15 protein-coding genes are annotated in these 18,257 nt (G+C 68.0%); 9 read left to right on the top strand and 6 right to left on the bottom strand.

Going from position 1 to position 18,257, the window contains the following annotated elements; translation table 11 throughout:
- Positions 1 to 2: 2 nt before the first annotated feature.
- From proS to ASF27_RS01960, 3 genes are read left to right on the top strand one after another with little or no spacing between them, the layout of a single operon-like run.
- Positions 3 to 1,328, top strand: a complete 1,326-nt coding sequence (gene proS / locus ASF27_RS01970) for a proline--tRNA ligase (protein ID WP_056166593.1) — start codon at positions 3 to 5, stop codon at positions 1,326 to 1,328.
- Between the two features lie 7 nt (positions 1,329 to 1,335).
- Positions 1,336 to 2,634, top strand: coding sequence for a lipoprotein-releasing ABC transporter permease subunit (locus ASF27_RS01965; RefSeq protein WP_056166606.1), 1,299 nt, complete (start codon positions 1,336 to 1,338; stop codon positions 2,632 to 2,634).
- A 20-nt stretch (positions 2,635 to 2,654) separates the two neighbouring features.
- Positions 2,655 to 3,368: an ABC transporter ATP-binding protein gene (locus tag ASF27_RS01960; protein ID WP_056166610.1), complete on the top strand. Its 714-nt coding sequence runs from the start codon at positions 2,655 to 2,657 to the stop codon at positions 3,366 to 3,368.
- 170 nt (positions 3,369 to 3,538) lie between these two features.
- Here ASF27_RS01960 and ASF27_RS01955 read toward each other — a convergent pair whose 3' ends face one another.
- Positions 3,539 to 5,266 (bottom strand): GGDEF domain-containing protein, encoded by a 1,728-nt coding sequence (locus tag ASF27_RS01955; protein WP_056357363.1) that lies wholly within the window; start codon positions 5,264 to 5,266, stop codon positions 3,539 to 3,541.
- A 238-nt stretch (positions 5,267 to 5,504) separates the two neighbouring features.
- On the opposite strand from ASF27_RS01955, the gene zwf reads away from it, so the two are divergent.
- Positions 5,505 to 7,016, top strand: coding sequence for a glucose-6-phosphate dehydrogenase (zwf, locus tag ASF27_RS01950; RefSeq protein ID WP_056357361.1), 1,512 nt, complete (start codon positions 5,505 to 5,507; stop codon positions 7,014 to 7,016).
- Here zwf and ASF27_RS01945 read toward each other — a convergent pair.
- From ASF27_RS01945 to ASF27_RS01935, 3 genes are all read right to left on the bottom strand, one after another.
- Positions 6,996 to 7,832 (bottom strand): restriction endonuclease, encoded by an 837-nt coding sequence (locus tag ASF27_RS01945; protein WP_082478744.1) that lies wholly within the window; start codon positions 7,830 to 7,832, stop codon positions 6,996 to 6,998. The genes zwf and ASF27_RS01945 overlap by 21 nt on opposite strands.
- Positions 7,833 to 8,145: 313 nt before the next feature.
- Complete coding sequence (locus ASF27_RS01940) at positions 8,146 to 8,676, bottom strand: MucR family transcriptional regulator (RefSeq protein ID WP_056166975.1); 531 nt, start codon at positions 8,674 to 8,676, stop codon at positions 8,146 to 8,148.
- A 437-nt stretch (positions 8,677 to 9,113) separates the two neighbouring features.
- On the bottom strand, positions 9,114 to 9,794 hold the full coding sequence (locus ASF27_RS01935) for a class II aldolase/adducin family protein (RefSeq protein WP_244480898.1): 681 nt from the start codon (positions 9,792 to 9,794) through the stop codon (positions 9,114 to 9,116).
- Positions 9,795 to 10,053: 259 nt separating this feature from the next.
- Here ASF27_RS01935 and ASF27_RS01930 point away from each other — a divergent pair, with 259 nt between their 5' ends.
- The 5 genes from ASF27_RS01930 (at position 10,054) to ASF27_RS01910 (ending at position 17,100) form a co-directional block, all read left to right on the top strand.
- The gene (locus ASF27_RS01930) at positions 10,054 to 12,693 is read left to right on the top strand and encodes a GNAT family N-acetyltransferase (RefSeq protein ID WP_056357355.1); all 2,640 of its coding nucleotides are present in this window, start codon (positions 10,054 to 10,056) and stop codon (positions 12,691 to 12,693) included.
- A gap of 451 nt (positions 12,694 to 13,144) precedes the next feature.
- Entirely contained in the window at positions 13,145 to 15,307 is a 2,163-nt protein-coding gene (locus ASF27_RS01925) for a TonB-dependent siderophore receptor (protein ID WP_200918673.1), read from the top strand.
- Between the two features lie 662 nt (positions 15,308 to 15,969).
- Entirely contained in the window at positions 15,970 to 16,179 is a 210-nt protein-coding gene (locus ASF27_RS01920) for a cold-shock protein (protein ID WP_056088410.1), read from the top strand.
- Positions 16,180 to 16,382: 203 nt separating this feature from the next.
- Positions 16,383 to 16,745 carry a DUF6481 family protein gene (locus ASF27_RS01915; RefSeq protein ID WP_274533775.1) on the top strand — a complete coding sequence of 121 codons (363 nt, stop codon included), beginning with the start codon at positions 16,383 to 16,385 and terminating at the stop codon, positions 16,743 to 16,745.
- A 157-nt stretch (positions 16,746 to 16,902) separates the two neighbouring features.
- Positions 16,903 to 17,100: a hypothetical protein gene (locus tag ASF27_RS01910; RefSeq protein ID WP_056166631.1), complete on the top strand. Its 198-nt coding sequence runs from the start codon at positions 16,903 to 16,905 to the stop codon at positions 17,098 to 17,100.
- A 31-nt stretch (positions 17,101 to 17,131) separates the two neighbouring features.
- Here ASF27_RS01910 and ASF27_RS01905 read toward each other — a convergent pair whose 3' ends face one another.
- Both ASF27_RS01905 and ASF27_RS01900 read right to left on the bottom strand, forming a co-directional pair.
- Positions 17,132 to 17,635, bottom strand: a complete 504-nt coding sequence (locus ASF27_RS01905; protein WP_056263541.1) for an MmcB family DNA repair protein — start codon at positions 17,633 to 17,635, stop codon at positions 17,132 to 17,134.
- 80 nt (positions 17,636 to 17,715) lie between these two features.
- Positions 17,716 to 18,237 (bottom strand): DedA family protein, encoded by a 522-nt coding sequence (locus ASF27_RS01900; RefSeq protein ID WP_056357349.1) that lies wholly within the window; start codon positions 18,235 to 18,237, stop codon positions 17,716 to 17,718.
- Between the last annotated feature and the right edge of the window lie 20 nt (positions 18,238 to 18,257).

Here is an 18,257-nt window from a genome sequence, read left to right as displayed (position 1 = left end):
CCATGCGTCTCTCCCGCTATTTCCTCCCCACCTTGCGCGAGACGCCCAAGGAGGCCGAGATCGTCTCGCACCGGCTGATGCTGCGGGCCGGCCTCGTGCGCCAGGAATCCGCGGGCATCTACGCCTGGCTGCCGCTGGGCCTGCGGGTGCTCAACCGCGTCTGCGCCGTGATCCGCGAAGAGCAGGACCGGGCGGGCGCCATCGAGCTCCTGATGCCGTCCATCCAGTCGGCGGACCTCTGGAAGGAATCCGGGCGCTACGAGGCCTACGGCAAGGAGATGCTTCGCATCTCCGACCGTCACGACCGCGAGATGCTGTTCGGCCCCACCGCCGAGGAGGTCGTCACCGAGATTTTTCGCGGGAGCGTGAAATCCTACAAGGACCTGCCGAAGAATCTCTACCAGATCTCGTGGAAGTTCCGCGACGAGGTGCGGCCCCGCTTCGGCACCATGCGTTCGCGCGAGTTCCTGATGAAGGATGCCTACTCGTTCGATATCGACCAGGCGGCGGCGCGCCACGCCTACAACCGCATGTTCGTGGCGTACCTGCGCACCTTCGCGGGCCTCGGGCTGAAGGCGATCCCCATGCGGGCCGATACCGGCCCCATCGGCGGCGACCTCAGCCACGAGTTCATCATCCTGGCGCAGACGGGCGAGAGCGAGGTGTTCTGCGACCGCCAGTACCTCGACTTCGAGACTCCGCCGGTCACCACGGACTTCGAGGATGTCGCCGGCCTCCAGGGCACCGTCGACCGCTGGACCTCGCACTACGCCGCCACCAGCGAGATGCACGAGCCGGCTGCCTTCGCGGAGGTGTCGCAGGACAACCAGATGGCCGCGCGCGGCATCGAGGTCGGGCACATCTTCTACTTCGGCACCAAGTATTCCGAGCCCATGGGCGCCAGGGTCACCGGTCCCGACGGGGTCGAGCGCCCGGTTCATATGGGTTCCTATGGCATCGGCCCGAGCCGGCTCGTGGCCGCCATCATCGAGGCCTCCCACGACGAGGCCGGCATCGTCTGGCCGGATTCCGTGGCACCGTTCGACGTGGCGCTCATCAACCTCAAGACCGGTGACGCGGCCACCGACGCGGCCTGCACGGAGATCCAGGGCACCCTGGAGGCCGCCGGCCTCACGGTGCTCTACGACGACCGCGACGAGCGTCCGGGCGCCAAGTTCGCCACGGCCGACCTCATCGGCCTGCCCTGGCAGGTCATCGTCGGGCCGCGCGGTCTCGCCGAGGGCAAGGTCGAGATCAAGCGTCGGGCCGGCGGCGAGCGCGAGACCATCGCGCCCATCGATCTCCTCTCCCGCCTGAAGCGGGTCTGACCCCGCCATGGCAGCGGCGTTGATGGACCGGCTGAAGGGAGCCGGCGCCCTGTTCCGGCGCGGCAGCACGCCACCGTTCGCCGGGTTCGAGTGGATCCTCGCCGGGCGCTACCTGCGCGCGCGGCGGCGCGGCGGCGGCGTGTCCGTGGTGGCGTTCTTCTCGGTGCTGGGCATCGCCCTCGGCGTCGCGACGCTCATCATCGTTCTGTCGGTGATGAACGGCTTCCGGACGGAATTGCTGTCGAAGATCGTCGGCATCAACGGGCACGTCTTCGTCACGCCGATCGATCGCCTCTTCACCGATTTCGAGGACCTCTCCGACCGTCTGGCGAAGGTCGCGGGGGTGCGCGCCGCGATCCCCCTCGTCGAGGGGCAGGCCTTCGCCTCCTCGCCGTATGGGGGCAGCGGCGTCCTCGTGCGCGGCATCCGGGCGGACGACCTCGACAAGATCGGCTCCATCGCCAAGAACATCCGGGGCGGCACCCTGGCGGGATTCGAGGACGGCACCGGCGTCGCCATCGGCCGGCGTCTGGCCGAGGCTCTCGGGCTGCAGGCGGGCGACAACATCACCCTGTCGACGCCCAAGGGCGCGACGACGCCGTTCGGCACGGCGCCGCGCACCAAGTCCTACGTGGTCAAGGCGATCTTCGAGATCGGCATGACCGAGTTCGACGCCACCTTCGTCTTCATGCCGCTCGCCGAATCGCAGGCCTTCTTCAACCGCGACAACGACGTCAGTCTCATCGAGGTGTACCTCGACAACGCCGACGGGGTGGCGGCCATGCGGCCCGACCTCGAGATGGCGGCAGAGCGTCCGGTGCTCCTCACCGACTGGCGCCAGCGCAACCGCACCTTCTTCGGGGCGCTGGAGGTGGAGCGGAACGTGATGTTCCTCATCCTCAGCCTCATCGTGGTGGTGGCGACCCTGAACATCGTCTCGGGGCTGATCCTCCTCGTGCGCGACAAGTCGAGCGACATCGCCATCCTGCGCACCATGGGGGCCACGCCCGGTACGGTGATGCGGGTGTTCCTCATCAATGGGGCGTTGATCGGCGTGGTCGGAACCCTCAGCGGCCTCGGCCTCGGCATCCTCATCACCCTCAACATCAAGCCGATCCAGCGCGTGCTGTTTCCCTCCGCCTGGGACCCCACCGTGCGGTTCCTCGCCGAGATTCCGGCGGAGATGAATTCGAGCGAGATCACCGTGGTGGTCGTCACCTCCATCGTCCTGTCGCTCGTCGCGACCCTGTATCCCTCTTGGCGCGCCGCCCGGCTCGATCCGGTGCAGGCCCTGCGCTACGGCTGAGCGAAAGCTTTAGGATTCCCATGACCACGACAGCCGATGCGTCCGGCGTGCAGCCGGTCCCGGCCCTGTTCTTCGCCAAGGTGGAGCGGCGCTACACCCAAGGGGCCGGGGCCCTCGATATCCTGCGCGGCGCCGATTTCGCGATTTGGCCCGGCGAACTCGTCGCGCTGGTCGCCCCCTCGGGCGCCGGCAAATCGACCCTGCTGCATATCGCCGGCCTGCTCGAGCGGCCCGATGCCGGCGAAGTCTTCCTCGGCGGCCGGCCCACCGCCGCCATGGCGGATTCCGAGCGCACCCGCATCCGCCGGGAGGAGATGGGCTTCGTCTATCAGTTCCACCATCTCCTGCCCGAGTTCTCCGCCCTGGAGAACGTGGTGATGCCCCAGCTCATCCGCGGCCTGTCGGGCAAGGAGGCCAAGGCCCGGGCCACCGAACTCCTCAGCTTTCTCGGCCTCAAGGATCGCCTGATCCATCGCCCGGCCGAACTCTCCGGCGGCGAGCAGCAGCGCGTCGCCATCGCCCGCGCGGTCGCCAACGGGCCGCGCCTGCTCCTCGCCGACGAGCCGACCGGCAACCTCGACCCGCACACCGCCGCGCACGTCTTCGGCATCCTCGTCTCGCTCGTGCGTGCGTCCGGCCTCGCCGCCCTGGTGGCCACCCACAACATGGAGCTCGCCGCCCGCATGGACCGGCGCGTGACGATCCGCGACGGCTTGATCGAGCCGCTGGACTGATACGGTTTCCGGATGATCGATACCGGCACGGTCTCAGGCAGCCCGCGCGGCACCTGAGCGAAGCCCCAATCCGTAATCGCGAAGCGATCGACTGGTATGAGGCGGCGGCGCCGATCGTCCGTCGCGCGCGCCTTCGGTCAGCCGGTGATGCGAAACCGTCCGCCCCAGGCCTACTCGGCGGCGACGCGAAGGTGGGCCGCCTGATCCGACGCGTTCTCGGTCCCGTCGCGCCAGCCCGCGCGGACCGGGGCGAGCGCCACCTGGTTCCGGCCGTTGTGCTTGGCGCGGTACAGGGCCGTGTCGGCGGCCTTGACGAGGTCGGCACTGTTGCTGGACGTGCTCGGCACGGAGGAGACTCCGAGGGAGGCGGAGATCTTCGCCCCGTGCGCGCCCGACAGATCCTCGATCCGGGCGCGGATCTGCTCTGCCTTCAGGGCCGCATCCGGCAGGTCGCAATCCGGCAGGAACACGATCATTTCCTCGCCGCCGTAGCGGCACGCCACGTCGGTCTCCCGCAGGGCGCCGACGATGGCGGCCGCGGCCTCGCGCAGCACGGCGTCGCCCGTGGCGTGGCCGTGCTCGTCGTTGAGGCGCTTGAAGTGGTCGAGGTCGATCATGATCACCGAGACCTTCCGGCCCTCGCGTTCGGCGAGGCGGACGTAGCGGTCGAGGCTGTCCTCCATGTAGCGCCGGTTGTAGAGGCCGGTCAGCGGGTCGCGCAGGGCCTGATTGCGCAGCTTTTCCCGCAGCGCGATGTTCGAGAGCGCCAACGACATGGCGTCCCCGAGGGCCGAACTGAGCGGCAGGATGGCGGCGAGGCGCTGCTCCGCGTCCGAGCCCTCGGCGAAGATCTGGAGCAGGCCGAGATTCTCGCCCCGCGCGACCATGGGGATTTCGAGGGCCGCGAAGCCGGAGGCATGATGCTCGCAACACAGCGCCCTGGCGCCACTGCGGTTGATGTGCGGCTTCCCGCGCTTCATCGCCCAGCACTGGTTGATGGTGATCGATTCGGGCAGGGGCTCTCCGGCCTCGCAGGCCCAGGAGGTCGACAGGATGAGACGGTCGCGGGAATTGTTGAACACGTAGAGCGCGCCGCCGAACCCTCCGATGAGTTCGCCGGCCGTGGCCCGCAGGACCGCATTGGCGTCGTGGTGGTCGGTCGCGCTCTGGAGCATGTCCGTCATCTCGAACAGGTGCCCGACCTGCGTGCGCGAGGCGTCCATCGCCTGGATCGCCGCCGCCCGGGCCTGCGCCTCCCGCGCGCCGGAGCGGAAGGCGAAGATCATCATGCCGGCGATCACGAGCTGGGACAGGAGCACCACGCTCTTGCCGATCTCGATCCGCGTCTCGTGGTCGGCGAAGTGGGAGTTCCAATCCGCCAGGAAGCTCTCGAAGGCATGGCGCATCTTCCCCATCAGGGCGGCGCTCCTGCGGTCCCCGAGGAGGCCCTGGGCTTCGTCCAGCTTCCCGGCGCGCACGCGTTCGAGGGCGTCGGTCCAGATCGCCTCGAGGGATTTCAGGGTGGCGTCCGCCGACAATCCGGTTCCGTCCGGCGCCTTGAGGAAGCGGTCGAGCCGCGCGAGGTGGGAATCGCGCCGGCTGTGGAGTGCCTCGAAGGCACGGCTGTACTCGCCGTACTCGCCATCCCGTTCGCCGATCGCCCGATTGAGAACGTAGGCCTCCGCATCCATCAGGGCTTCCTGCGCGATGCGCATCTGCCGTCCGCCTTCCCGCAGGTCGATGAGCGCCTGCTGGTGCGCGTTGGTGTAGAAGAAGCCCGAGAGCACGATCGTGATCATGACCACGACGAGGCCGACCTGCGCCAGGAGGCGCCGCCGGGCGTTGCCGCGCCGTTCGAGGGGACCGGCGGTCCCTCGTGCGTGTTCGTTGACGGCCATGTTTCCAACCGGCTCCGCGCCCGAGTCCATCGATACCTCGCCGCACTGGGGCATAGATCCGCTTTCTTCCGGTGAAAGAAGATGGCTAAGAAAATCCGTATTTCGGTCGATACGGTCTTCCACGCTTCGTCCGCCGCGTGACCCGGCGCACCCCTGGCCCCGGAACGTGCTGCACCGCGGCAAGTTGACGTGCGATCCCGCGCGGTGGGCCGCGTGCGGGGCACCGGAGATTGGGACGATGAGCACCGACGCCGCACACGACACGCCGCCGCCGAGCGACAGCCCGACCGCGCCGCCCTGCACCCTCGTCATCTTCGGCGCCTCGGGCGACCTCACCAAGCGCCTGCTGATGCCGGCCCTGTACAATCTCTCGGCCGGCAAGCTGCTCGACGACGGCTTCAAGATCATCGGCGTCGACCACAACAGCAACACCGACGAGGGCTGGCGCGAGAGCCTCTCGCAGACCATGCAATCCTTCACCACCGACAGGACGTCCGAGTTCCACCCCGACCACATCGACGAGACCGCCTGGGGCTTCGTGCGCGACCGCCTGCATTTCCGGCACGGCGATTTCGCCGAGGCCGGGACCTTCCGGGATCTCGCCGGGGTGCTCACCGGCAACGTGGTGTTCTACCTCGCGGTCTCGGCCCGGTTCTTCGGTCCCATCGTCGAGCAGCTCGGGGCGGCCGGGCTCCTGAAACAGGCGGATGGCGCCTTCCGCCGGGTGGTGGTGGAAAAGCCGTTCGGCAGCGATCTGGCGTCGGCTAAGGCCCTGAACGCGACGCTGCTGGCCCAGGGCGACGAGACCCAGTTCTTCCGCATCGACCATTTCCTCGGTAAGGAGACCGTGCAGAGCATCCTGGCCCTGCGCTTCGCCAACGGCCTGCTGGAGCCGGTCTGGCGCGCCGAACACGTCGCCGCCATCGAGATCACCGCCGCGGAGACCATCGGGGTGGAGGAGCGCGGTGCGTTCTACGAGCCCACCGGTGCCCTGCGGGACATGGTGCCGAACCACCTGTTCCAGCTGCTGTGCATGGTCGCCATGGAGGCGCCCGACAGCCTCGCGGCCGAGGCCGTCCGCGACGCCAAGAGCCGGCTCCTCGAAGCCATCCGGCCGATCCCGCCCGAGGACGCCGTGCGGGGCCAATACACGGCCGGCACCGAACTCGGCAAAGCCGTGATCGGCTACCGCGACGAGCCGAACGTGGCGGCGGAGTCCGGCACCGAAACCTACGTCGCCCTGAAGCTCACCATCGATACCCCGCGCTGGACCGGCGTGCCGTTCTACCTGCGCACGGGCAAGCGCATGACCGACCGGGCCACCGAGATCGCCGTGCACTTCAAGAGTCCGGCGCACTCGCCGTTCTCTACGACCTCCGGGATGGTGCCCGATATCCTGCGCCTGCGCATCGATCCTGAGCAGGGCATGAGCCTCGGCCTCAACGCCAAGCGGCCGGGCCCCGAGATGCGCCTCGGCCGGGTGGTCGCCACCTTCGATTACGGCGATTTCTTCCACGAGACCCCGAGCGTCGGCTACGAGACCTTGCTGTACGATTGCATGACCGGGGACGCGACCCTGTTCCAGCGCGCCGACGGGATCGAGGCCGCCTGGACGGCCGTCGAACCCCTGCTGGCGGCGTGGCGGGCCTCGCCCGTGGCGTTCTACGCCGCCGGCAGCGACGGGCCGGATGAGGCCACGGCTTTGCTCGCCCGCGACGGCAATTCCTGGCTACCGCTCGGCGAGGCTTGAGCGCACCCCGCCCGGGCCGACCTTGCTCGGTCCGATCTTGCCCGGTCCGGGTTTGCGTCGGCCCACCTCGCGCACCGGCGTCAGCTCCGACAGCTGGTCGTGGTGGAGCAGCACGACGTTCGTCGCCGCCGCGAGCTTGCGCGCGGCCGGGGTGAAGCCGGCATTCGACACCACCGCCGCCATGTCGCCCGACCAGTAGCGCAGGGCGGCGGCGATCTCCTGCACGGCGCCGTTGCCCACCGGCTTGCCGTAGCGCTTGCACTGGACGACGAGGCGTACGCCCGCGCGCTCCGCGACGATGTCGGCGCCCTGGTCGCCGCTGGCCTGGGTCGCCCGTGCGTTCCAGCCGGCCTCCCGCAGGCGCTCGGCGCAGAAGCGCTCGTAGGCGATGCCCTCCTCCGGCGCATCGGCCTCGTCGGGCAGCGGATACGCCGCGGCGGCGCGCTCGATGGTGGCCAGGATCGTCTCCCAGAGGGCGTCGCCCTCCTCGCCGTAGCCCCTCGCATCGAGGGCGGGTAGAATCGTCCGTTCGGCGAAGTATTCGCGTTCGCGTACCCATCCGTCATCGATCCGATTGCCGTAGGCATCGACGAAGCACTCCTGGCGCCTGCGTAGAGCCAGCGTCGCGGCGTGCTGTCGGGCAAGGTTTCGGATGAGGCGGCGGATGCGCCGGGGGCGGTCGAGGCGGTGCAGCCCGATGGCCGCGAGGCAGAGGCCCGTGGCAACCAGGGCCGGTGCGCCGTAGACGAACGCGGCGGCGCCCCCGGCGAGGCTGGTCCAGAACAAGCGTGCGACGAGGCGCGAGCGGCCCGGCATGGAGGGTTCCCGATACGGGCCGCCGGGCCATCGGGGCCGGGCTCACGGCCGCGCCGGAGAACCCTGGCACGCGCCCGTTGCGCGATCTCTAACGCCCCCTGGGCGCCGACGTTTTGGAGTGGATAACACGGGGCCGGCCCCGGTTCGCCTGGGACAAGCCCTCGGCCCGGATCGAATTCGCACCGGACCGGCGCGTCACGCCACGCGGTCGCGCAAGGTTTCGCCGGATGCCCTGCCGGCGATGCTTTGCCCTGCCGGGGATACTTGAGCGGCGTCGAACGGGGCGGATGGCCCGGTCCGACGCCGTCGGGGCTCACGCGTCCGCGGCGACCTTCGGACGACGGCCGCGGGCCACGGCGGGCTTGGCCTCCGTGGCCTTGGCTTCGGTCGACTTGACGTCGGCGGGCTTGGCTTCGGCGGCGGCGGCGATCTGCTTGCGACGCTGCTGGCCCAGGCCCATGTTCTTCGCCAGTTCCGAACGGGCGGCCGCATAGTTCGGCGCCACCATTGGATAGTCGCTCGGAAGGTTCCACTTGGCGCGGTACTGGTCCGGCGTCATGTCGTAGCGCGTGCGCAGGTGGCGCTTGAGCGACTTGAACTTCTTCCCGTCTTCCAGGCAGACGAGATAATCGGGCGTGATCGAGCGCTTGACCGAGACGGCGGGGGTGAGCGGCTCGCTCTTCTCTTCCGCAGCGGGGGCCGTGAGGCGCCCGAGGGTCGCGTGAACGGACGCGATGAGGCTCGGGAGCTCGACGGCCGGCACCGAATTGTTGCTCACAAACGCGGAAACGATGTCCGCCGCGAGTTCGATGTAATCCGGCATTGTCTCGTCATCCACCTTCATCATCCACCCCCATTGATACAGTGCCCGGAATTTTCGGCGACCAGGCAATCTTTAGCGCCGTGGTCACGTGAGCAATCAAAAATCCGTGACTAGGAAGCTACTATGACGCCGTAAGTCGAAGCGCAAGAGGCATAGGAATGTTCGCTGGTAATGCGAACTTTAACTACCTAAGCGAACCGCGACTATGGAACGGTGTTCAACAACCGTAACTGGGTTCGAAAAAATCCAAGACGGCTGCTTGGGTACCAAATTGTATTCATTTCAGTTGGTGCCGGTTCGTCGTCGATTCGGCCGATCAGCACTCGAAGATCGAACAAGTCTGTACGTTTTTTACCAAAACAGACCGCTCGGGCCCCCGAACCACCGAAACCGTGGGTTCGCCCCCGATCTCGGCCGGGTCCGGACGGGCGGAGCGCGAGACCGCCGCCCGGGCCGGGTCAGCGCGGGGCCGGCCCGTCCTGCGCCCGCAGGCCGTAGGTCTTGAAGCGCTCCACCGTCCGGGCGATCTCGTCGTCGGGCAGGATCACGGGCGCCCCCACCTGCAGGGCGATGGCGTATTGCCGGCACAGGGCCTCCATCTCCACGGCGAGCCACAGGGCCTTGGCGAGGTCCGGCCCCGTGGCGATCATGCCGTGGTTGGCGAGCAGGCAGCCGCCGCGTCCCTCCAGGGCTTCGAGGGCGAGGGCGGAGAGTGCGTCGGTGCCGTAGGGGGCGTAGGGGGCGCACCGGATCGTCGGCCCGCCCACCGCCGCGATCATGTAATGCACCGCCGGAATCGTGCGTCCGCACAGGGCGAAGGCGGTGCAGTAATCCGGGTGGGCGTGCACCACGGCGTGGACGTCCGGCCGCCGGGCCAGGATATCGCGATGGAAGCGCCATTCCGAGGACGGGGCGAGGCGGTGGTCGTGGGTGCCCGCGAAGGTCATCGGCACGATGCTCTCCGGGGTCAGCGCCTCGGCCGGGACGCCGGAGGGGCTGACGAGGAAGCCGTCGCCGTGCCGCACGGAGACGTTGCCGGAGGTGCCCTGGCTCAGCCCGAGGGTGAGCAGGTCGCGCATGGCCGCGACGACGCCGCGGGCCGCTTCAATCCGGTCCGGCTCCATCCGGTCCGGCTTCATCCCGTCCGGCTGGGCGGCGCGAGCGTTGTCCGGAGTAGGAATTCGGCCGTCGTCGGAAGGCGTCACTTGCGAAGGTGTCACTTGCGAAGGTGTCTCTTGCATCGAAACGTCTCCAGGGGTTGGGTCCGGGGGCGGTGATCCGAGCCGGGATCGGACGCGGGATGCGCGCGGGGCGATCGGCCGGCCGAAATCCGTCGGGTCGCTCGGCGGCCCACGAAACTGAGGTGATTCATGAGTACCACTCCATGAGTACCACTCGATGAGTACCTACCGCTTCGACGCCCTGCTGGCGCCCCGCAGCATCGCGGTGGTGGGCCTCGCCGGGCTTGGTGCGGCCCTCGGCGCCGCCGTTCTGGAGAACCTCGCCCGTGCCGGGAGCAAGAGGCCGATCTGGGCCGTCAATCCGCAGAGCCCCCTCTCTGGGGAATGCCTGATCTGCATTCATAACATATGTGAAACCGCCCAGGCTCCCGACCTCGTGGTGGTCACCGCCCCGGCGGGCGAACTCGTCGCCTGGGTCGGGGCCGCCGGACGCCGGGGCGCCGCCGCCGCCCTCATCCTCACGCCCGACGTGCCCCTCGACCTGTGCGCGGCCGTGCGCGCCGAGGCGCGGCTCCACGGCCTGCGCCTGCTCGGCCCCGGCAGCATCGGCCTCGCCGTGCCCCGCGAACACCTCGACGCCAGCCTGCTGGCGCAGGCGCCGAAGGCCGGCGACCTCGCCCTCGTCTCGCAATCCGGCACGGTGGCGGCCGGCATCGTCGCCTGGGCGGCGCGCCGCGACGTCGGGTTCTCGGCGGTGCTGTCGCTCGGCACCGCCTGCGACATCGACATCGCCGATTGCCTCGACCACCTCGCCGCCTGCTTCCACACCCGCGCGATCCTGCTCTCCCTCGACACGATTCCCGATGCGCGGAAATTCATGTCGGCGGCCCGCGCCGCCGCCCGCGCCAAGCCCGTTGTGGTTCTGCGTGCCGGGCGCCACCGGGCGCCGACCCGCCACGTCGTCACCCACACGGGCGCGCTCGCCCGGCCCGACGCAGTCTACGAGGCCGCGTTCCGCCGCGCCGGCCTCCTCAGCGTCGACAGTCTCGATGCGGTGTTCGCCGCCGTGGAGACCCTCGGGCGCCAGCGCCCGTTCCCCGGCCACCGCCTCGCCATCCTGGGCAACGGCCGCGGTATCGCCGCGCTCGCCGCCGACCGCCTCGCCGACCGGGGCGGGACGCTCGCGGCTGGCAACCCCGTCGAACTCGGCATCGCCGCCGGACCCGAGGCCTACGCCGCCGCCCTCGAGCCCCTGCTCACGGCGCCCGGCCACGATGCGGTGCTGGCGGTGCACGTGCCCACCGCCCGCTCGGGCAGCGCCGCCACCGCGACGGCGCTCGCCGAGACCGTCGCGCGGGTGCGCAGGAGTAGTCAGGGGGCGGGCGGCCAGCGCAAGAAGCCGGTCTTCGTCGCCCTCATCGGCGACGACCCCGAGGCCGCCGCGGTGCTGGCGGCCGCGAACATCCCGGGCTTCGCCACGGAGGCCGACGCCGTCGACGGGTTCCTCAACCTCGTGCGCTACCGCGAGGCGCAAGGCGACCTCATGCGCACGCCGGATTCCCTGCCGCGCGATTTCTCGCCCGATGTGGACGCCGCCCGCGCCATCGTCGCCCGCGCGGTGGCGGGCGGCCAGACCTGGCTCGACCCCGTCGACGTCGCCGCCCTGCTCGCCGCCTACCGCATCGCCAGCGTACCCCTGACGCTCGCCCCCGACGCGGACGCCGCCGCCACCGCCGCCTGGGAGATCATCGCGGCGGGCGGCACCGTGGCCCTCAAGGTGGTCTCCCCCGACATCGTCCACAAATCCGATGTCGGCGGGGTCCGCCTCGATCTCACGAGCGAGGCGGATGTCCGGGCGGCGGCCGCCGACATCCTCCGGCGCGCGCGGCGCTTGCGCCCCGAGGCCCGCATCACCGGGTTCGCCGTGCAGCCCATGATAAGACGCGGCCAGCAGCGCGAACTCATCGCCGGCCTCGCCGAGGACCCGACCTTCGGCCCCGTGGTGGTGTTCGGCCGGGGCGGTACCGCCGTCGAGGTCATCGACGACCGGGCGCTCGCCCTGCCGCCCCTGGATCTGCGCCTCGCCTCCGAACTCATCGACCGCACCCGCGTCGCCCGACGGTTGGCGGCCTACCGCGACGTGCCGGCGGTGGACCGCCACGCCGTCGCCCTGGTGCTGGTGAAGCTCGCCCAGCTCGCCGCCGATTGCCCGGAGGTGCGCGAGCTCGACATCAACCCCCTGTTGGCCGACGCGACCGGCGCCCTGGCGCTGGACGCCCGCGTGATGGTGGCCCCGGCGCCCCCCGGCCGCGGCGCCGCGCATCCGCGCTTCGCCATCCGCCCCTATCCGGTGGAGTGGGAGCGCCGCCTCACCCTCAAGGGCGAGGCCATCGCCGTGCGCCCCGTGCGGCCCGAGGACGAGGCCCTGTTCCTCACCTTCTTCCAGTCGGTGAGCGCCGAGGACCTGCGCCTGCGCTTCTTCGCCCCCGTGCGCGACTTCAACCACGCCTTCCTGGCGAAGCTGACCCAGCTCGACTATTCCCGCGCCATCGCCTTCGTGGCCATCGACGCCGCCGGCACCATGCTGGGCGCCGTCCGCCTCCACGCCGACGCCAACCACGACAGCGGCGAATACGCCATCCTCATCCGCGGCGACCGCAAGGGCACCGGTTTGGGGCATGCGCTGATGAGTTTGATGATCGATTGGGCGAAAGCCGAAGGGATTTCGCGGGTTGAGGGGACGGTTCTCAGGGAGAACCGTCCGATGCTGGCGGTGTGCAAGCAGTTGGGGTTCTCCGCACGGCCGGATGCGGAGGATGCGGGGGTGGTGAAGGTGTCTTTGGCGCTGGAACGGTAGGGCAGCAACGATCGGCCTATCCGCAGGAGGGGCTGTTGCAGGTGGCGAGCGGAAGTTAACCCCTTGCTGTGTAGCGGACGTTCCGTCTCCAATCCTTGTCGGTCATACGGCCATCTATGAGTACTTCTTGACAGCAACCATCCATCCGTCAGAGCTTCCGGCGGTTGCGCTGTTGGTTTTAGCTGCGCCGACGGGATGTTTTTTAAAAAAACGCATGACGATTATAGCTTCCGAGTCATAAAGCGATTTTTTCGCTGTAGCACTTGCGCAACACGACCCCTGCAAGATGAAATAGATTATAACGCTTCTAGGCCCAAGCTCAGGCATATTTGAATTCCTCTAAACTATTCCTCTGTGATCGGCGCCTAGTGAGCTTGACCGCGTATGTTTCTAAATCGTAACGGGCACAATTAACCTAAGCTGGTTGGCGTCCGTGAGAGTGCCGAGAAAAATGACTAAAAGAAGCACGACGCTGGCCGCGTCCGCTGCCTTCGTGCTTGTCGCGCAATCGGGTTCGTTGGTCAGTTTTGGGCCCACTTCAGCAGTAGCCCAGCTTGCCGCAGATGCTTCACAAGAGGTGCAGCTCGACGAGCTTTCGGTGGCCGGCACCGGAGGGCCCGCGGGCGGAATAGCACGCAAGGTCGATGGCTATCTTGCACGGGACAGCGTCAGCGCGACCCGCACTGACACGCCGATACGGGAGGTGCCCCAGACGGTCGTCATTGTGCCGGATCGGGTTTTGCAGGACGCCGCCGCGACGCGGGTCGACACCGCCCTCGATCTTGCCGGCGTCGGCCGGGCCAACAACTTCGCGGGCCTTGGCCTGACGGAGTTTACCATCCGTGGCTTCAGCACGGGTGAGTACTACCGCAATGGCTTCCCGATCAACCGGGGCTACCCGCCCTCGCCGGACGTGGTCTCCATTGAGCGGATCGAGGTGCTAAAGGGCCCGTCCGCCTTCCTATACGGACGCGGCGATCCCGGCGGCACCTTCAACATCGTGACCAAGCAGCCTTTGGCCGAGCGCGCCCTCGCGATCGGCACGCAGTTCGGCAGCTTCAACCAGAAGCGCAGCACCTTCGATGCCACTGGCGCCCTCGACGAAGAAGGCCGGGTGCTCGCTCGCGTTACAGGCGCCGTTGAGGACAACGGTAGTTTCCGCGACTTCGTACACAGCGACCGCTTCTACCTCGCTCCCGTCATCGCCTGGAAGCCCACCGCTGACACCACGATCACTTTGGAGGGCGAGTTCGTCAGCACGGCCGCGACCTTCGACCGGGGCGTCGTACCAATCAATGGCAACATCCGCGCCCTGCCACGCAACCGCTTCATCGGCGAGCCTGGCATCCCGCCGGTGCGCAACGACAACGCCCTCGGCCAGCTGCGCATCGAGCACAAGCTCGATCAGGACTGGGTGGTCACTGCCGGCGTCCAGGCGCTGGGTGGGAGCCTCGTCGGCGACGGCGTGGGCGCCATGAATGTCCTCAGTGATGGGCGTACCTTGCGCCGAACCTTCGAGCATCGCGACTTGAGCTGGTCGGACCTCGACCTGCAGCTCAACCTCGCGGGCAAGTTCGAGACCGGCCCCTTTCGCCATACTCTGCTGATGGGCTTCGAGTACGACACGTACAACTATCGCGAGATCTTCAACCGCTCGAACGCGAACCTCTTCCCCTTCACCCTCGACCTTTTCGCGCCCCGCTACGGGCAATCCGCCCGGCCGCCTCTCGCCTCGATCACGAACTTTCTGCAGAACACCGAGAGCTTCGGTGGCTACGTTCAAGACCAGATCGACCTCACCCCACGCCTCCATGCCCTTCTGGGCGTGCGCGTGGAGAACCTAAGCCTCGTTTCCACCGACTACCGCACCGGCCGCACCACGAGCCTGCAGGACACTGTCGCGACCCCGCGCTTCGGCCTCACCTACGATCTCACCGATGAGGTCTCGGTCTACGGCAGCTACGGCCGTTCCTTCCTGCCGAATACCGGCACGGATCGCTCGGGACGCCCCTTCGCTTTCCAACAAGGCGAGGGCTACGAGGTCGGAGCCAAGCTCAGCCTGCTCGACGGGCAACTGAGCGCCACGGCGGCTCTGTTCGACATCCGGCGCACCAACGTCCTCACGGCCGATGCAGTCGATTCAAACTTCAGCGTGGCGGCGGGCGAGGTGCGCAGCCGGGGCTTCGACCTAACCGTCGCTGGGTATCTGGCACCCGGCTGGCGGGTAATCGGCACCTACACCCATGCGGATGCCGCCGTGAGCCGCGACAACACGCTGCCCGTGGGTACGCGGATCGCCAACATCCCTGCCAACACCCTCGCCCTGCAGAGCGTCTACGAGTTCCAAGGGGCAGAGTTGCGGGGACTCGGTCTTGGTGGCGGCGTGACTTATGTCGGTCAGCGCGTGGCCGGCACCGCCCTATCGACCTTTCGTCTGCCGGACTACACGGTCTTAAGCCTGATCTCGTACTATTGGATCACTCCACAGGTGCGGGTCTATGTCAACGTCGACAACCTACTCGATACGAACTACTACGACCGCGCCTTCCAAAACCGCTACGCTACACCGGGTACGCCGCGCACGATCATGGGTGGTGTCGCAGCACGCTTTTAACCTCTATCGTTGCCAACAAGGTGATTCTGCAACGGATCACCCATCTGTTGGGCGTATACGACCGCTGTAACGCTTGAATTGCCGGTAAGCGGACCAGCTGAAATCCACCCGACCCGGTTGTAGGTCTTCGTCCACCAAGCTGCTCAGAAGTGGTGCCAGCGAGGATCGGCAAAGTGTCGAAAGCTGTCCATTGCCGTCTCAGGCTGTTCGAATCCGGGATCTTGGCCTGCTTACGAGAGCTGGCAAATCTGTATTCTTCATCTGCTCATGAGTCGGGTCGGCCTGTTTGTCGGGTAGGGGTGCCCCGGTTCAGTCTCGCCAATCGCGTGCGGTGCCATCCAACGCGAAGCGGAAAAGTCATCTCCGAGCAAATGCTGCAGTGCTCGTTGAACGAGTGGCGCCGTACGATTTTTACAATTCTGCTTCGCCGGCCCGAGCCTCCTGATTTTGTAGAAGCATGATCCTCCTGAAAAAGGATCAGATTTGCTAAATCCCGAACAAGCGCGTACAAACTCAAAACCAGCTCAAAACCAGAGTTTGTCGCGCCTCGATCCGGAGACGGGTCGGGGAGATCAAAGTCTGTCGATTGGGTTGGTCGGGAGGTGGCCGCGCACGATCGCGTGGACCTCTGACATATAAGCCCGCAAGGGCGAAGGAATACGATGGCTGTCGGTACTGTTAAGTGGTTCAACGAGCAAAAGGGTTTCGGGTTCATCCAGCCGGATGACGGCGGCAACGACGTGTTCGTGCACATCTCGGCCGTCGAGCGCGCCGGCATGCGCGGCCTCGCCGAGGGCCAGAAGGTTTCCTACGAGATGGAGACCGACAAGCGCAGCGGCAAGCAGTCCGCCGGTAACCTCCAGACCGCGTGAGCCACTTCGGGTCCGGGGTGCCGCACCGAACGCCCGCTCCGCGCCAGTTCTCCGTCTCGGTGGAACGGCGCAGGGTGAGCCCGGTGCAAGCCAGCCCGGCCTGACGTCGCAAAGGGCCGCTCCCCATTCGGGGAGCGGCTTCTTACGTTGTGGAAGACCAAATCTTTTGCCGGCACCCGGCCGGCGCAAATCCAGGATCCTGTGTGAGCCAATTCAACGAAAATTCCATGACCGACCGCCTCAAGGCGGCCAACGAGGCCCGTCAGGCGGCCCTCGCGCGCTTCCGCGATCGCCCGCCCGCCGATGATCCCGCCGTCTTGGCCCGCAAGGCCGAGCGCGAGCAGATCGTCCGCGACCGCGAGATCCGGACCCGAGCCCGCGACGAAGCCCGCGCCGCCGCGGAAGCCCAGCGCGTCGCCGAAGCCGATGCCGAGCGCGAGCGTCTCGCCGCCGAGGCCATCCGTGCTGCCGAAGAGAAGGTCGAGCAGGCCGCCGCCGCCCGCCTCGAGCAGAAAGCCCTGCGCGATGCCCGTTACGCGGCCCGTAAGGCCAAGGCGCGGAAGTAACACCGGCGCAGCCCGGGTGTGCGCCGCGTGCCGACCGTTCCACACCGGGGATGGAACGGCGCGCGCTGCACCCCATGCGCCGGGTTTTTCGGCGCGGACCGCCCCACGAGACGACGCGCGGCGCGCGCTTTCGCGCCGGCTCACCACGGAGTCACCCATGTCCCATAAGTTCAAGCTCGGCCAGCGCGTGCGCCGCGCCCGCCTCGGCTACGCCGACGCCAAGACCGACACGGGGGACATCTTCGAGATCGTCCGCCTCGTCCCCGAGGACCAGACCGGCGAGCCGTTCTACCGCATCAAGTCCGGCACCGGCGAGCGCGCCGTCCGGGAAGGCGAAATCGCCCTAGCCGGTTGATCGCGTTGGGGTTTTCGCTCTCGGCAAACCCCTAGAGGACACCCTCGCGGATCGCCCCCGGATCGGCCAGGGCATGCAGCATCCGCGCCGCGTTGTGGGCGAACCGCAGGGTCACGGCCTTCCGCCGCGCCCCGCTGAGCGGGTGCTCCTCCGGGTCGCGCAGGATCGCGGCCCCGAACGCGTCGGCGACGATGAGCCCGGCCTCGTCCGGCGTCAGTGTCGTCGAGAGCGTTTCGGGAATCGCGAAGTAGAACCGGTCGCAATACTCCCGGTACTCCGGCCATTTCCGATCCGCCTTGAAGTCGGCGACGCTCGATTTGATCTCGATGATCGTCAAGCGCCCCGCCGGACACAGGGCGATAACATCGGCGCGCCGACCGTTGGCCAGCGAGAACTCCGGAATCGTCACGTGCCCCAGCTCCGAATACAGCCGACGCACGCCCCGTTGCACCTGGAGTGCCGTCGCCGACTGGCGGCGGTCGACGGGGAGAACGGCTCCGTTGGGAAGGATCGCGTGGGCCAGGGCAGCGGACATGGATGTTCCGATTCGGGACTGGCCCCTAAGAACCAGTCCGCGCCCGGCTTGTCACCTGCGACCCCTGAGCACGTACCGGCTTAACCCTTGAAATAGCTCAACAATCCGGCGCCCGGCGCCAGCATCACGAAGGCCCAGACCAGGGCCGACAGCACGTTCGCCACCTGGAACGGCAGGCGTTTGACCCCGAAGATGCCGGCGATCAGCGGCACCACCGCCCGCGCCGGCCCGAAGAACCGCCCGATGGCGACGCCCCCGGCCCCCCATTTGCGGCAGAATTCCTCGCTCTTCGCCACCAGGGCGGGGTAGCGCGTGAGCGGCCACATCTGCTTGGCCCCCTCCTTGTAATAATGGCCGAATTCGTAGGAAATCCAATCGCCTAGCGCCGCCCCGAGCGCCGCCGCCAGCATCACCGGCACGAACGGAATCCCCACCGTCCCCATGAGCGCGCCGATGCCGAGCAGCAGCACGGTGGCGGGCACCAGCAGCGACAGGAACGCTAGGGACTCGCAGAACGCCAGCACCCCGACGATGAGCGGCGTCCAGCCCTGATGGGCCTCGACGAAGGCGAGGGTCGAGGTCTTGATGGCGTCGAAGTCCATGGGTCGTCCGAGGGTGCGAG

The organism is Methylobacterium sp. Leaf102, from assembly GCF_001422425.1.
Taxonomy (GTDB): domain Bacteria; phylum Pseudomonadota; class Alphaproteobacteria; order Rhizobiales; family Beijerinckiaceae; genus Methylobacterium.
The sequence above is the reverse complement of the archived record's forward strand: the minus strand, read 5'-3'. Positions and strand labels throughout refer to the sequence as shown.

Coding starts and splice junctions, on each gene's coding strand:
- proS (WP_056166593.1), top strand. CDS start 3: ATGCGTCTCTCCCGCTATTTCCTCCCCACCTTGCGCGAGACGCCCAAG.
- ASF27_RS01965 (WP_056166606.1), top strand. CDS start 1,336: ATGGCAGCGGCGTTGATGGACCGGCTGAAGGGAGCCGGCGCCCTGTTC.
- ASF27_RS01960 (WP_056166610.1), top strand. CDS start 2,655: ATGACCACGACAGCCGATGCGTCCGGCGTGCAGCCGGTCCCGGCCCTG.
- ASF27_RS01955 (WP_056357363.1), bottom strand. CDS start 5,266: ATGGCCGTCAACGAACACGCACGAGGGACCGCCGGTCCCCTCGAACGG.
- zwf (WP_056357361.1), top strand. CDS start 5,505: ATGAGCACCGACGCCGCACACGACACGCCGCCGCCGAGCGACAGCCCG.
- ASF27_RS01945 (WP_082478744.1), bottom strand. CDS start 7,832: ATGCCGGGCCGCTCGCGCCTCGTCGCACGCTTGTTCTGGACCAGCCTC.
- ASF27_RS01940 (WP_056166975.1), bottom strand. CDS start 8,676: ATGAAGGTGGATGACGAGACAATGCCGGATTACATCGAACTCGCGGCG.
- ASF27_RS01935 (WP_244480898.1), bottom strand. CDS start 9,794: ATGAAGCCGGACCGGATGGAGCCGGACCGGATTGAAGCGGCCCGCGGC.
- ASF27_RS01930 (WP_056357355.1), top strand. CDS start 10,054: ATGAGTACCTACCGCTTCGACGCCCTGCTGGCGCCCCGCAGCATCGCG.
- ASF27_RS01925 (WP_200918673.1), top strand. CDS start 13,145: ATGACTAAAAGAAGCACGACGCTGGCCGCGTCCGCTGCCTTCGTGCTT.
- ASF27_RS01920 (WP_056088410.1), top strand. CDS start 15,970: ATGGCTGTCGGTACTGTTAAGTGGTTCAACGAGCAAAAGGGTTTCGGG.
- ASF27_RS01910 (WP_056166631.1), top strand. CDS start 16,903: ATGTCCCATAAGTTCAAGCTCGGCCAGCGCGTGCGCCGCGCCCGCCTC.
- ASF27_RS01905 (WP_056263541.1), bottom strand. CDS start 17,635: ATGTCCGCTGCCCTGGCCCACGCGATCCTTCCCAACGGAGCCGTTCTC.
- ASF27_RS01900 (WP_056357349.1), bottom strand. CDS start 18,237: ATGGACTTCGACGCCATCAAGACCTCGACCCTCGCCTTCGTCGAGGCC.